This window comes from Streptomyces sp. NPDC020875, assembly GCF_040641415.1.
GTDB lineage: Bacteria > Actinomycetota > Actinomycetes > Streptomycetales > Streptomycetaceae > Streptomyces.
The window spans coordinates 35206-48862 of record NZ_JBFADP010000021.1 but is presented as its reverse complement, the minus strand read 5'-3'; the positions used below and the strand labels follow the sequence as shown (position 1 = coordinate 48862).

The window sequence follows — 13657 nt, the reverse complement described above, 5'->3', positions numbered from 1 at the left end:
GTCCCGACGGGCCCGTCCGCCGTACCCTTGAGTTGTGTACGCACGGCGGCGACGCGCCTATTTCCTGCTCATGGGCGGATGTCTGGTCCTCTTCGTATCCGCCTGGGCCTTCGTACGCCTCTGGTCCGTCCCGGTCGCCGTCGGGATGTGCGTGGTGGCCATGGTCATCCCGCCGATCGCGGCGATGATCGCCAACCGCCGGGGTCCCGACGACCGCTGGTGGGACGACCCCTCCGGCGATCCCCAGTCCGACGAGTGGTGGGACGAACTCGACGGCAAACGCCGCCCCGGCGACTCCGCGGCCGAACGGGAGCGCCGCCGCCGCGAGGAACACGGCGACGACGGCCCGAACTGACCCCCGCTCCCGGCATCGGGGCGGGGACTCTCAGTAGACGAGGGCCTGTACGCCGTCGCCCATCGCTTCTTGTACGAAGACCTGCGCCCCCGCGATCCGTACGCCCTCCAGCACGTCCTTCTCGGTGATATCACGCCGCGCCGCACACTGTGTGCACAAGGTCACACCCCCCGCCGCCAGCACCGCGTCGATCAGCTCCGGCAGCGGCGCCGCGTGCGGCAGCTCGAACTCGGCGGCCTTCCCGGGCAGCGCGAACCACGCCGATTCCCCGGTCAGCCAGAGGGAGACCTCGACCCCGCTGGCGGCGGCGACGGCGGCGACGGTGAACGCCTGCGAGCACCGCTCGGGCGCGTCGGCACCGGCGGTTACCTTGATCACGAGCTTCTTGGCCATGCCGGAACTGTAGTCCGGGCCGAATCCGTATGACGTTGGCGGGATTTCTCCGCTATACCTCGGCACCTGACGCACAGCGATGGCCCTGGGGGGTTCGTGGAGTACGAGGAAGGCGGCGCGCCGTCCGGAAGACCGGGCGCGCCGGAAGTGACGGAAGTGCCGGGAGCGGCGGCCGGGGGCCGGTCGAGGACGCGGGCGACGACGGTCCTCGTCGCGGTCGCGGCCGTCCTGGGTACGGCCGTGGGTACGGCGGTCGGCTACACGGTCCAGGCGGGCCGGGAACCCGCCCCGCTTCCGGCGCTCAGCGCGCCGGGGCTCGCGTACCCCCCGAAGCCGCTGCCGGGGGCGGTCTCCCGGCCGCCGCTGAAGGCCGCCGGGTCACCACCGAGGGCGATCTCACCCGGCTGCTGCTGCCGAAGCCGGGCAAGACCTCGGGCCGGACGGCGCTGGCGACCCGGGACGGCTGGCTGACGGCCATGGAGTACGCCGACCGGTTCGGTGATCCGCGGTATGTCTTCGGCGGGCTGCTCCACAACGGCGTACGCCGGATCGCGCACCGCTCCTGGATCGATGCCGACGGGCGGTTCGTCGAGGTCTCCCTGCTCCAGTTCCGGGAGCACCTGGGGGCGACGGCCTACACCTCGGGCTTCCGTGAGGAGCTGAACGAGCTGAACGACGGCCGTCCGCTGCGCGGTACCGGCGACGGCAAGTACTACGTGCTGGGCCCCGGCGACTGGGTCGACACCCACGCGGCGTCCGCCGTCGGCTACGTCGGCGACATCGCCGTCCACATCGAGGTGGAGAGCGAGTCCCCCGTCCCCGCGGCGTTCATCCGCGGCCTCGCCGAACGACAGCTGGAGCGCCTGTGACCACCTTCCGGAACCGGAAGCGGACCCTGCTGACCGCCGGGCTCGTCGTCGCCGTACTCGGCGGGACCGTGGCGTACACGGCGGACACCGCGGGCTCCGCCGACCGCACGGTCCCCACCCCGCTGTGGGGGCAGCTGCCCGCCTCGTCGGCGCACCAGAAGCCCGGCTCCGCCCCGGCGCCGACCGGGCCCCTCGGCAAGCTGCTGCTGCCGGTGCCCGTCGGTTTCGTCGAAGGCCCCCAGCCGGATCCGGCCGAACCGGCCACCGAACTGAACGAGGAGCAGGCCGAGGCCCGGATGCTCGCGGAGGGCGCCCGGCTCTCCGGACAGGCCCGCCGGGACTACGAGAAGCGGATACCGGCCGCAGGGGTCCTGGGGCTCGCTTCCCGCTCGTTCATGTCCGTGAACGACGGCGTCGTCATCGACGTGAGTCTCGTCCGGCTCGCGGACCCCGGCCGGGCCGAACTGCTGCACAAGGTCAGGGTCGACGCCATGAAGCGGCAGCCCCTGACCGAGAAGCGGCTCGGCCCGGGGCTGGGGAACGCGGTCTGCCACGCGGGTCCCTTGGTGGAGGACCCGGCGCCGGAGGATCTGCACGGCGTCATGTGCGCCGCCCAACGGGGCGGCCTGCTGGTCTTCGTCTCCGCCTACGGCGCGGAGGACGTCGGGGAGAACACCGCCGTGACCGAAGTCCTGCGGCACCAACTGGAACTGATCGCCTCACCGGGGAAGAACACATGACCGACACCGCGAAGCCCGCTGAGGCGACCGAGCCCGTTGCTCCGGCCGAGCCCGCTGAGGCCGCCGAGCCCCTTGCCTCCGCCGAGGCCACCGGGGCCGTTGGGCCTGTTGCCCCGACCGAGCCCGTTGCCTCCGCCGAGGCCGCCGGACCCGTTGCCCCGGCCGAGGCCACCGGGCCCGTTCCCGCCCCGCCGTCCCGGCGGCTGTCCGCCGCCGCGCGGTGGGCCGTCGCCGGGCTCGTCCTCGCCGTGTTCGGCGCGGGCAGCGCCGTCGCCGTCGCCGCCGCCGACCGGGAGGACCTGCCCGGTCTCGCCACCCGGTCGGACGGCCGGTGGGAGTATCCGCGCCTCGCCCTGCCCGCCCTCCCCGAGGGCGTCCCGGGGCCGTACCACCCCGACAACCAGTACAACGTCCACCACGCGGACGTACGGGACCTTCTGCTGCCCGCCCCGAAGGGCGCCGCCGTCGACCCGCGACAGGCCGGTGGCTGGATCACGCCCCAGCGGTACGCCGCCGAGTACGCGCCCGACGAGCGGGCGGAGGTGACGCTGGCGCTCCGCGAGACGGGCGTACGGCATATCGCGGCCCGGGGCTGGCGGATGCCGGACGGCACGGTGACCCGGATCCATCTGCTGCGGTTCCCCACCGGAGGGGCCGCCGACTGGTTCCTCGGTTCGCGGCTGCTGGCGGGCGCGGAGCCCGGCCGGCCGCTCTCGGGCGGGGTCGCCCTGGAGGCCGATCCGGCGTGGGAGGCCACGGCGGGTCCCGAGGGCACCGAGGCGTTCGCCTACCGGGAGCAGGAAGCCGCGCGGCCCCGGGTCCGGCAGGCGTACGTCCTGGCGGGCGACACGGTCGCCTTCGTCCGCCAGGAGCGCGCGGCCGGGGTCGCGGCCGTCCCCTTCCACCAGGCGCTGGTCCTCCAGAACCAGCTCCTGGGCTGAGGCCCGGGGCGGCGTACGGCCGGGCGTCCGGTCCGGTGACCGGTCGTACGCCCGGTCGGCCGCCCGACGCGCCGCCCGGGACGAGGCACCGGGCGGCGCCGGTCCACCCGGACGGGCCCCGCGCAGGGGCCGCCGGAGCCCGACCCATTAGGCTGGGGCGCGGTAGGTCCGCCGTATTCGCTCACGCTCGAACGAGGAGCACTCCGTGCTTATTGCATTCTTCGAGGCCCTTCTGGTCCTGGTCTGCGTCGGCGTCACCGCCTTCGCCGTGCTGGCCGTGAAGAAGCTGTACCAGGGTCAGCGCTGACCGACCCCGCCCCCTTCCGGAACACCCGCTCCCACCACGGATAGCCGCTCATGATCGAGATCCCGTCCGACCTCAACCCGGACCTCGTCCCCCTCGCCTTCCTCCTCGGTACCTGGGAGGGCGCGGGCGTCTCCGACTTCCCGGGCTCGGAGAAGTGCAACTTCGGCCAGTCGGTCACCTTCTCCCACGACGGCCGGGACTTCGTCGAGTACTCCTCGCACAGCTGGGTGCTGGACGCCGAGGGCAACAAGGTCCGGCCGCTGGAGAGCGAGCACGGCTACTGGCGGATCGACAAGGACCGCAAGGTCGAGGTCGTGATGGTCCGGGACCAGGGCGTCGTGGAGATCTGGTACGGCGAGCTGGCCGACAAGAAGCCGCAGATCGACCTGGCGACGGACGCGGTCGCGCGGACCGCCGCGTCCGGCCCGTACAGCGGCGGCAAGCGGCTCTACGGCTATGTGAAGGGCGACCTGATGTGGGTGGGCGAGAAGGCCACCCCCGAGGTGCCGCTGCGGCCGTACATGTCGGCGCATCTGAAGAAGACGGTCACCCCGGAAGAGGTCGCCGACTGGGCGAAGAACCTGGGCGACCTCCCCGACGACGGCATCGCCTTCTTCAAGTAGGACGCCTTCCGGCCGGTACGGCCCCGGCCGTGACCGGATCCCGGTCGGCGGCCCGGTGATCGCCGCCGCCGTCCCTACACTGGGAGGGTGGTGACCACCGACTGGCAGAGCGATCTGCGCAAGCGCGGCTACCGGCTGACTCCGCAGCGACAGCTGGTGCTGGAGGCTGTCGGCACACTGAAGCACGCCACACCGGACGCCATCCTGTGCGAGGTGCGGAAGACCGCGTCCGGGGTGAACATCTCCACCGTCTACCGGACCCTGGAGCTGCTGGAGGAGCTGGGGCTGGTCTCCCACGCCCATCTCGGCCACGGCGCCCCCGCCTACCATCTCGCCGACCGGCACCACCATCTCCATCTGGTCTGCCGGGACTGTGCCGAGGTCATCGCCCCCGACGCCGGTGTCGCGGCCGATTTCGCCGCCAAGCTCCGGAGCGAGTTCGGGTTCGACACCGATCTCAAACACTTCGCGATCTTCGGCCGCTGCGGGTCCTGTACGGCGGCGAAGGAGACCGGCGCGGAATCGTCCGGCGAGAGCGAGAGCGAGAGCGAGAGCGCGAACGGGAGCGACGGCGCGGGGGCCGCCCGGGCGAAGCCGAAGGGCGCCGGGAAGCGCTCCTGACCGGGCCCCGCACCGGCCCCCACCGGCTCCCGCACCGCTGGCGAGCAGGCCCGGCGGCAGGCCCGGAGACCGATCCGGCGGCCGGTTCGGTGGCCGCGACCCCGGGTCTTCGTCCGTAGGGTCGTAGGCTTTTCCCATGGCCGATGTGAAGACCCCGAAGGCTCCCTCCAGCCCCCTGCTGTCCCGTCCCGGCGCCGTCGCCGCCGAAGGGGCCGACGAAGGCGTGGCCGCGCACTACGGCGACCTCTTCCGTGAACAAGCCGCCCTCGCCGACGGCACCGGCCTGGTCGACCTCTCCCACCGGGGTGTCGTCGCCGTCACCGGCCCGGACCGGCTGAGCTGGCTGCATCTGCTGATCACCCAGCACGTCACGGACCTGCCCCCCGGGCAGGCCACCGAGGCGCTGATCCTCTCCTCCAACGGGCACATCGAGCACGCGCTCTACCTGGTCGACGACGGCGAGACCGTCTGGGCCCATGTCGAGCCCGGCACCCGGGGCGAGCTGATCGCCTATCTGGAGTCGATGGTCTTCTTCTACCGGGTCGAGGTCGCGGACCGGACCGACGAGTACGCCGTGGTCCATCTGCCCGCGGGCTCCATCGCCCCCGTCCCGGACGGCGCCGTCGTCCGCGAGACCCCGTACGGCCGGGACCTCTTCCTGCCCCGGGCCGAGCTGGAGCCGTACGCCGACGCCAACGGGCCGCTCGCCGGGATCCTGGCCTACGAGGCGCTGCGGGTCGAGGCCCACCGCCCCCGGCTCGGCTTCGAGACCGACCACCGCACCATTCCGCACGAGCTGGGGCTGATCGGCTCGGCCGTCCACCTCCAGAAGGGCTGCTACCGGGGGCAGGAGACCGTCGCCCGGGTGCAGAACCTGGGCAAGCCCCCGCGCCGGCTGGTCTTCCTCCACCTCGACGGCAGCGATGTCCATCTGCCCGGGCCCGGTACCCCGGTCCGGCTCGCATCGGACGGCGAGGACGGCCGCAAGCTGGGCTTCGTCACCACCTCGGCCCGCCACCACGAGCTGGGGCCGATCGCCCTGGCGCTGGTGAAGCGGAACGTACCGGTCGACGCCGAGCTGATGGCCGGGGACACGGCGGCGGCCCAGGAGACCGTGGTCGAGCCGTAGCCCGTACGGTTCCGGGCCCGTCCGCCCCCGCCGAGCCCGTACGACTCCGGAGCCGTACGGGCCCTACGGCTCAGACCTCCAGCAGCACCGTGAACGGGCCCTGGTTCGTCAGCGACACCCGCATACTCGCGCCGAACCGGCCCGTCTCCACCCGAGCCCCCAGCTCCCGCAGCCGGGCCACCACCTCGTCCACGAGGGGTTCGGCGACCGGCCCCGGGGCCGCCGCGTTCCAGGTGGGGCGGCGGCCCTTGCGGGCGTCGCCGTAGAGGGTGAACTGGGAGATCACCAGCAGCGGCGCGCCCACGTCGGAGCAGGACCGCTCGTCCGTGAGGATCCGCAGCGACCACAGTTTCCTGGCCAGCCGCTCCGCCTGGGCGGGGGTGTCGTCGTGGGTGACGCCCACCAGGACGCACAACCCCTCGCCGACGATCTCCCCGACCGTCCTGGTCCCCGACTCGTCCGTCACGTCGACGCTCGCGCCGTCGACCCGCTGTACCACCGCACGCATACAGCCCAACCTATCGGGGCTGAACGGGTGCAGAGCACCTGCGTGGAACGGTTCCCCAATGGCACGATGCACCAAGGCGGCGCGGCCCCCGCCCCGGCCTTCCGGGGACCGGGGGAGACCTCCGCGCCGGTTGAGGGGACGGAACGACCACTATGAGCACTTCGGGCACCGGGCACACGACGGCCGACCCGGCCGGGCCCACCGGCCCCGCACCCCACTCCGACCCCCCGCCGCAGCTCCCGGGCCGCGCCGGTCCCGCCCGGCCGCCGCAGCAGCGCGAGGCGGTGGAGTGCCGGACCGCCGACCTCTTCCCCGACCCCCCTCGGTACGAGCTGTCCGCCCTGCGGCTGCCGGAGCTGCGGACCCTGCTCCGGGGCTCGCAGCGCGACGAGGCCGACCTCAGTTACATCCGCCGGCTGCTGCACGGGCGGATCGACATCATCCGGGCCGAGGTGGCCCGCCGTACCGGCCACCGGCCGCCGCCCGGCGGCCCGGCGGACGGTGCCGACCGCGACCCCGGTGGCCGGGACGAGGGCCGGGACCCGGGGGTCGTGGACCGGCTCCCGGAGATCCTCGCCGACGCCCCGTCCGCCCACCGCACCTCGGCCCGCCATGTGACGGTGTCGACCCCGCACCGCGAGGAGTACCGGCGGCTCGCGGCCGACATGCTCGCCGACGTCGAGCTGTCCGACCTGGGGGCGCGGACCGACGACGAGCTGGCGGCCGCGATGGGGAAGCTGGCCGGATATGAGCGGCGGGTATCCCTGCGGCGACAATTGTTGCAACGTACAGCCGACGATTGCGGTGCCGAGATCGCCCGCAGGTACCGTGAAGGCGAGGCACAAGTAGACGACCTGCTGACCTGAGGCGATCCCTCCGGCGGCGGGTTTCCCCACCGCATCGGAAGGCCACCCCGCGATGAGTACCAGCCCCGTTTCCCCCGTCCCCCGGATATCCCCCGGGGCCGGTGGCTCCGGGACCGTATCGCCGGTACTGGCCGAAATCGTAAGGTCCGGGTTCGTGGAGGGACGGCACCGCGGCTCCCTCGTCGTGCTGGCCCCGGACGGCACGGTCGAGACGGCGCTCGGCGATGTCACCGCCCCCGTCTTCCCCCGCTCCACGGGCAAGCCCATGCAGGCCGTGGCCACCCTGAGGGCCGGGCTCGACCTCTCCGGCGAGCGGCTCGCGGTGGCCGCCGCCAGCCACTCCGGCGAGGACTTCCACCTGGCGCTGGTCCGGCGGATGCTCGCCGAGTACGACATCGCGCCCGACGAGCTGCTCACCCCGCCCGACCTGCCGCTGGACCCCCGGGAGGCGGAGAGCTATCTCGCCGCCGGGCGGGTCCGCGAGCCGATCACCATGAACTGCTCCGGCAAGCACACGGCCTGGCTCGCCGCCTGCGGCCTCAACGGCTGGGACCGGGCGAGCTACCTCGACCCGGACCACCCGATCCAGCGGCTGGTCCGGGAGGCCGTGGAGGAGGCCGCGGGCGAGCCCGTCGCGGCCGTCGGCACCGACGGCTGCGGGGCGCCGCTGATGGCGGTCAGCCTGACCGGCCTGGCCCGCTCCTTCCGCTCCCTCGTCATGGCCGACGAGGGCACGGCCGGGCGGCGGGTCGCGGACGCGATGCGGGCCCACCCGGAGTATGTGGCGGGCACCCGGCGGGCCGACACCTGGCTGATGCGGGAAGTACCGGGGGCGCTGTCGAAGATGGGTGCCGAGGCAGTCCAGGCCGTGGCCCTCGCGGACGGCCGGGCCCTCGCCTTCAAGATCGACGACGGGGCGTCCCGGGCGCTCGGCCCCGTCCTGGGCCGGGCCCTGGAGCTGATGGGCGTGACGGGGCCGGTGGTCGAGCGGATCCGCCGGGCGCCGCTGCTGGGCGGCGGCGTCGAGGTCGGAGAAATCGAGGCGACTTTCTGAGGGGCTGTGCCTAGCGTGAAGGCATGACCCCTGACGACGCCACGACACCCCCCACCCCCACCACCGACACCATCCCGTCCACCGCCACCGCCGCCGCCTCCGGGCGGGGCGACGGCATCGAGATCCGCAACGTCACCGAGGACGAGTTCCCCGACTGGATCAGGGCGGTCGGCGTCGGCTTCCTCTCCACCCCGTCGGCGGCGGAGGCCGAGATCGAGGGCCGCCGGGGCGGAGTCGACCTGGCCCGGACGACCGGCGCGCTGGACGACGGCCGGTTCGTCGCCACGTACCGCTCCTTCCCCCAGACGCTGGCGGTTCCCGGCGGCACCCTGCCGTCGCACGCGGTCACCAATGTCACCGTCTCGCCGACCCATCGCCGCCGGGGGCTGCTCAGCCGGATGATGACGGCCGACCTGGCCGCCGCCAAGGAGGCGGGCACCCCGGTCTCGACGCTGATAGCCGCCGAATACCTGATCTACGGCCGGTTCGGCTACGGGCCCGCCACCAAGGCCACGGCGTGGACCGCCGAACTGGCCAGGACCGGACTCGACGGCCGCTGGTCCGGCCCCCGGGACGGCGGCCGGATCGATCTCGTACCGCTGGAAGAGGTCCGCAAGACCGCCCCCGAGCTGTACGGCCGCTTCCTCGCCGGGCAGCCGGGCGCGGTCTCCCGCGACGAGCGGTGGTGGAAGCTGGCCACCGGCGAGATCCAGGTACCGAGCATGCCGTGGACCGAACCGTTCTGGGCGGCGTACCGCTCGGCCTCCGGGGAGCTGGAGGGCCTGGCCGCCTACACCTCCGACCGCAAGTGGGACGACGCCAAGCAGCCGGACAACACGGTCACCGTGCAGCAGTTGTTCACGGTCTCCACGGCGGCCGAGCGGGCGCTGTGGGAGTACGTCTGCTCCCTGGACTGGGCGAGCCGGGTGCGTTCGGGGGAGCGCGCCCCCGACGACCTCTTCCCGGACCTGCTGCCGGACCCGCGGGCCGCCAGGATCCAGACCCAGGCGGACTTCCTCTGGCTGCGGATCCTCGATGTCACCCGGGCGCTGGAGGGGCGGACGTACGAGGGCGAGGGCTCCCTGGTCCTCGGCGTGACCGACGGACTCGGCCTGGCCGAGGGCCGGTTCCGGCTGGAGGCCGGTCCCGACGGGGCGAGCTGCGTCCCGACCGGGGACGCCGCCGAACTGACCCTCGACATCCGTGAGCTGGGCTCCCTCTATCTGGGCGACGCGTCGCCGGTACGGCTGACCGCCCTGGGCGCGGTCCGGGAGGAGCGCCCGGGCGCGGCGGCGGTGGCGGAGCGGCTGTTCCGGACCGCCCGCCGCCCGTGGTGCCCGGACGTCTTCTGAGGTTCCCGCAGGTCATCGGGTTCGTCCGGACAACTTTCCGAAGTTGTCCGGACGAACCCGTGTCGTGGCGGTCCGGTACCCGCCGGTGCGGCCGTCCGTCGGTCCGGCGGCTGGATGGTCCGTCGGTCCGGTCACGGGGTCAGGTGCCGGGGGAGAGGGCCGGGCCGATCAGCAGCAGCCCGCCGATCCCGGTCCGGGTCGCGTTCTCGGTCCGTACGCCCCAGACCAGCAGGGTGAAACCGAGGGCGGCGACGACTCCGTACCGCCATTGCACGAGCTGTTCGATCCCGATGGTGAGCAGGGTCATGGCCGTCACTCCTTCTGAATCCCGCCGGGGCGGCGCCGAGACCCGTACACCGTCGTACGCGCGTGGCCGGCCCGCCGACGGGGGACACCGCCGGGGCCGGGGGTTGTCACGGGCTCCGCTGTGGTTGCTCAACTACCAGACAAATTAGTCTGGTTGACCTGTCCGAGCAATGTTCCCGGCCGGGCGGGCGGCAAACTCATCCGGTTGTCTGTCTTCGGTCGGTCGTCCGGCTGAGTCCAACTCCCAACCCGGTTCGGCGGGTGGCGGTTCGGGCGGACCATCTGCCTCCGTACAGCCGTGGGTTGTAAGGTTGTGCTGTGACGATGGACGGGGCGATCCCGAGGGAAGCCACCTACCGGTACCGGCGGGTGGCCGACAAGCTGCGCAAGGAGATCAACAAGAAGACCTACGGACCCAACGAGCGGCTCCCCACCCAGTACGACCTGGCCAAGCGGTACGGCGTCTCCCGCTTCACCGTCCTCCAGGCGCTGGAGATGCTCCGCGACGAGGGTCTGATCGTCACCCGCCAGGGCAGCGGTACCTTCGTCAAGGGCGGGCCGGGCGGCGAGGGTGAATCCGGGCTCAGGGCCGAGGGCCTGGACGAGACCGACGTCTTCGTCTCCGACCGGGTCTCCCCGGTCATCCTGGAGCCCTATCTGGCGGAGGCGTTCGAGGCCCCCGAAGTCACCCTCGACGTCTGCTCGATGACCACCGAATCCCTCGCGACCAGGGTCTCCGACCAGAAGGAACGCATCGTCGCGGGCCGGATCCGGCCACCCCGCAGCATCACCGCCCGGCTGCTGCTGCCGGACACCCGCTCGCCCCACCTCGCGATGCCCCGGCCGGTCGACGGCGGCGACGACCCGAGGGTCCGCACCAGGCTGCGGGGCATCCTCCAGAGCCATGTGACACTGCTCCGGTCGTCCCTCTACGAACTGCTGGACCGCGGCTTCGTCGAGGAGGTGTCGGTCGAGACCCGGCTGGTGCCGTTCTCGCTCCAGATCAAGCTCTACATCCTCAACCGCCGACTGGCCCTCCAGGGCTTCTACCCTCCGACCGAGGGCACGGTCAGGGTCCCGCCGAACTACGACACGGTGACCATCCTCGACTCGTACGGCACCGGGGCCTCCCTCTTCCCCTTCCGTGACTCGGCGCCCGAACAGTCCGGCATCGTCCAGGCCGCGCAGAAGTACTTCGACGCGACCTGGCAGCTGATGGGCAAGGAGCCCGCCGACGAACCGTACGGCGACCCGGCGGGCGTGACGGGCGGCACCGGAGGGACCTCGGGGGCCGGGCCCGGAGCCGGGGGCGGGGGCGCTTAGACAGGGGCGGCGGACGCAGGTCGCGCGCCGCTGTCCGTACCACCCGTCGCCCCGGGGCGGGGCCGGGTCCGGGTCCGTACCGTCCGTTCCCGAGGCCGAGATCCCGTATCCGCGACACCGTATCCGCGAAACGTATCCGAGAGACCGAGACAGCCCCGCCATGCCCGCCATGCCCTCCAAGCCACCGGCACCCGTCCCGCACGAAGCCACACACGAAGCCCTGAACGAAGCGCTGGACCGCGCCCGGTGTGTCGTCCTCGACCTCGACGGCCCCGTCGCCGACGTCTTCGGCGGCCGGCCCGCCTCCGGCGCGGCCCGGCTGATGCTGGAGACCGCCGAACGCCGGGGCTGTGTGGTGGAGGGACTCCGCGACTGCACCGACCCCATCGCCGTACTGCGCGGCTACACCCGGGAGTCGGAGGAACGCGAACGGGCGGGGGCCGCCGACGGCTGGGACAAGACCGTCGCCGCCCTCCACGACCTGCTCGACCACTACGAGCGGGAAGCGGCGGAGACCGCCGGACCCACTCCGGGCGCGGCCGAGTTCATCACCGCCTGCCACCGCTCGGGGCGGCGACTGGCCGTCGCCACCAACAACCACGCGGGCGCCGCCGAGCGGATCCTCGAACGGATGGGCGTCCTCGCCCACTTCGACGGCCCGATCGTCGGCCGCCCCCGCGACGCCCGGCGGATGAAACCCCACCCGTGGGCGCTCCGCGCGGCCCGCGCGGACGCCATCCCGGGCGACGCGCATCTGATGATCGGCGACGCGGTGACGGACTTCGAGGCGGCGCGGGCCGCGGGCATGCGGTTCTGCGGCTACCACGCCACGCCGGGGGGCCGTGCCCTGCTCCGGGAGTCGGGCGCGCCTCTGGTCGTCCCGGCGATGACCGCGCTCCCGCCGTTCGTCCGCCCCTGAGCGCCGCGCGGCCGTCGTGGTTGTTCTCGGGGAACCGCGGGACAGGCCACGGGCGACGCCGCGAACGCGAGCGGCGGCTGCCTCGTTGTGCCCTTCCCCCGCACCCTCTCCACCAGGCACGATCAAAGTGCGCCGTACGCGAGTACGGAAGGAGGTCGCCCATTCCTACCGGGCCGGGGCGGATGAATGTCGAGTCGGTGTCGGGAGTCCGCGATCGCGCGGCCCGCCTCAGCGCCGCCGGGGCGCTGATCGAGGGCCCGCTCCAGGGGTACCACCACGAGACGTATGTGTTCCCGCTGCCCGATCCCGAAGGCAGCGGATGGGCCGGCACGGTGCGCTGGAAGTGCCGTGAGCCGCGCCTGGACGTACCCCGTTTCGATCTCCGCAGCTTCGTCCGGGAGGGCGCCCTGGTCCGCGCGCTGGCCGGGCGGGTCAGCAGTGTTCCGGAGACGATCGAGGTGGCCGAGGTACGGCTGCAGCGGTTCATCGAGGGCGCCACCCTGGGCACGTACCGGGGCCCGGGTACGGCGGTCGCCGAGCCGCATCTGGACCAGATCGGCCGGCTCTTCCGGGAACTCGCGGCCATCACCCCGCGATCTCTCGCCGTGGAGCGGCTGGGCCCGGCGGAGGAGTGGGTCGCCGACGGCGACTGCGCCGCGTTCGCCGTATCGCTGATGCGGTTCACGGAGGAGCGGGTCTATCTGGCCCATCTCCCGGTGTACGGGGAGCTGTTCGCGGCGCTCGGGGTGACGGACCGGGGGCTGCGGCGGCTGGCGGCGCGGGCGGCGGCGCTCACCACCCGCCCGTTCTGTCTGCTCCACGGCGATCTGCACCGGGAGAATCTGGTGGTGGACGCCGACGGGCGGCTCTGGACCATCGACTGGGAGCTGGCGATGTTCGGCGATCCGCTGTACGACCTGGCGACCCATTTGCATCTGATGCGCTATCCGGCCCGGCAGGAGGCGGCGGTCGCGGCGCGCTGGGCGGCGGCGGTGGAGTCGGTCCGGCCGGGCGCGGCCCGGGGCTGGCGCCGGGATCTGCCGCTGCTGCTGGACTACAAGCGGGTGCAGTCGGTCTATACGGATGTCATCCGGGCGGCGGGGGCCGCCGGGTCGGCGGGGTCGGCCGCGGGCGGCTCCGGCGCGGCGCCGGGGGCCGCCCGGCGCGTCCGTACGGTACTGGCCCGCGCCGGGGAGCCGTTGGGGCTCGCGGAGATACCCACGGTCGGGTGGATCGCCGAGGCGCTGACCGCCTGGCGCGCGGGACCGCCCGCCTGAGCCCGTCCGGGCGCCCGTGCGGCACCCGGGCGCGGGGCCCGGTCGAGGCTCCGGTCCTTGCGTCCGTCGCGGTG

Annotated in this window: 16 protein-coding genes; 13 read left to right on the top strand and 3 right to left on the bottom strand. The window is 73.3% G+C overall.

From position 1 onward, the window contains the following. The first annotated feature begins 34 nt into the window (after window positions 1-34). Window positions 35-355, top strand: coding sequence for a DUF3099 domain-containing protein (locus AB0G74_RS14495; protein WP_361145170.1), 321 nt, complete (start codon window positions 35-37; stop codon window positions 353-355). Window positions 356-385: 30 nt separating this feature from the next. On the opposite strand, the gene AB0G74_RS14490 is transcribed toward AB0G74_RS14495, so the two are convergent. Further along, a complete protein-coding gene (locus tag AB0G74_RS14490; RefSeq protein ID WP_361145167.1) occupies window positions 386-748 on the bottom strand; it encodes a DsrE family protein in 363 nt (120 codons plus the stop codon). 476 nt (window positions 749-1224) lie between these two features. Here AB0G74_RS14490 and AB0G74_RS14485 point away from each other — a divergent pair, with 476 nt between their 5' ends. The 6 genes from AB0G74_RS14485 (at window position 1225) to AB0G74_RS14460 (ending at window position 5978) form a co-directional block, all read left to right on the top strand. Continuing rightward, a complete protein-coding gene (locus tag AB0G74_RS14485; protein WP_361145164.1) occupies window positions 1225-1617 on the top strand; it encodes a hypothetical protein in 393 nt (130 codons plus the stop codon). Then, entirely contained in the window at window positions 1614-2357 is a 744-nt protein-coding gene (locus tag AB0G74_RS14480; RefSeq protein WP_361145162.1) for a hypothetical protein, read from the top strand. Before AB0G74_RS14485 ends, AB0G74_RS14480 begins: the two co-directional genes overlap by 4 nt. After that, window positions 2354-3298 (top strand): hypothetical protein, encoded by a 945-nt coding sequence (locus tag AB0G74_RS14475; RefSeq protein WP_361145160.1) that lies wholly within the window; start codon window positions 2354-2356, stop codon window positions 3296-3298. Before AB0G74_RS14480 ends, AB0G74_RS14475 begins: the two co-directional genes overlap by 4 nt. 357 nt (window positions 3299-3655) lie before the next feature. After that, window positions 3656-4228, top strand: coding sequence for an FABP family protein (locus AB0G74_RS14470; RefSeq protein ID WP_358823168.1), 573 nt, complete (start codon window positions 3656-3658; stop codon window positions 4226-4228). 87 nt (window positions 4229-4315) lie between these two features. Then, a complete protein-coding gene (locus AB0G74_RS14465) occupies window positions 4316-4849 on the top strand; it encodes a transcriptional repressor (protein WP_361145157.1) in 534 nt (177 codons plus the stop codon). Between the two features lie 136 nt (window positions 4850-4985). After that, window positions 4986-5978, top strand: coding sequence for a folate-binding protein (locus AB0G74_RS14460; RefSeq protein WP_361145154.1), 993 nt, complete (start codon window positions 4986-4988; stop codon window positions 5976-5978). 70 nt (window positions 5979-6048) lie between these two features. On the opposite strand, the gene dtd is transcribed toward AB0G74_RS14460, so the two are convergent. Beyond that, a complete protein-coding gene (gene dtd / locus AB0G74_RS14455; RefSeq protein WP_358823165.1) occupies window positions 6049-6486 on the bottom strand; it encodes a D-aminoacyl-tRNA deacylase in 438 nt (145 codons plus the stop codon). 152 nt (window positions 6487-6638) lie between these two features. On the opposite strand from dtd, the gene AB0G74_RS14450 reads away from it, so the two are divergent. From AB0G74_RS14450 to AB0G74_RS14440, 3 genes are read left to right on the top strand one after another with little or no spacing between them, the layout of a single operon-like run. Next, a complete protein-coding gene (locus AB0G74_RS14450; protein WP_361145151.1) occupies window positions 6639-7352 on the top strand; it encodes a hypothetical protein in 714 nt (237 codons plus the stop codon). Window positions 7353-7404: 52 nt separating this feature from the next. After that, on the top strand, window positions 7405-8406 hold the full coding sequence (locus AB0G74_RS14445) for an asparaginase (RefSeq protein ID WP_361145148.1): 1002 nt from the start codon (window positions 7405-7407) through the stop codon (window positions 8404-8406). 23 nt (window positions 8407-8429) lie between these two features. Next, window positions 8430-9758 carry a GNAT family N-acetyltransferase gene (locus AB0G74_RS14440; RefSeq protein ID WP_361145145.1) on the top strand — a complete coding sequence of 443 codons (1329 nt, stop codon included), beginning with the start codon at window positions 8430-8432 and terminating at the stop codon, window positions 9756-9758. A gap of 139 nt (window positions 9759-9897) precedes the next feature. Here the strand turns inward: AB0G74_RS14440 and AB0G74_RS14435 are convergent, their stop codons facing one another. Further along, entirely contained in the window at window positions 9898-10065 is a 168-nt protein-coding gene (locus tag AB0G74_RS14435) for a hypothetical protein (protein ID WP_361145143.1), read from the bottom strand. 323 nt (window positions 10066-10388) lie between these two features. On the opposite strand from AB0G74_RS14435, the gene AB0G74_RS14430 reads away from it, so the two are divergent. The 3 genes from AB0G74_RS14430 (at window position 10389) to AB0G74_RS14420 (ending at window position 13583) form a co-directional block, all read left to right on the top strand. Next, window positions 10389-11387: a winged helix-turn-helix domain-containing protein gene (locus AB0G74_RS14430; RefSeq protein WP_361145315.1), complete on the top strand. Its 999-nt coding sequence runs from the start codon at window positions 10389-10391 to the stop codon at window positions 11385-11387. Window positions 11388-11547: 160 nt separating this feature from the next. Then, window positions 11548-12306, top strand: a complete 759-nt coding sequence (locus AB0G74_RS14425) for an HAD family hydrolase (protein ID WP_361145140.1) — start codon at window positions 11548-11550, stop codon at window positions 12304-12306. Window positions 12307-12503: 197 nt separating this feature from the next. Next, window positions 12504-13583 carry a phosphotransferase gene (locus tag AB0G74_RS14420; RefSeq protein WP_361145137.1) on the top strand — a complete coding sequence of 360 codons (1080 nt, stop codon included), beginning with the start codon at window positions 12504-12506 and terminating at the stop codon, window positions 13581-13583. The last annotated feature ends 74 nt before the right edge of the window (window positions 13584-13657 follow it).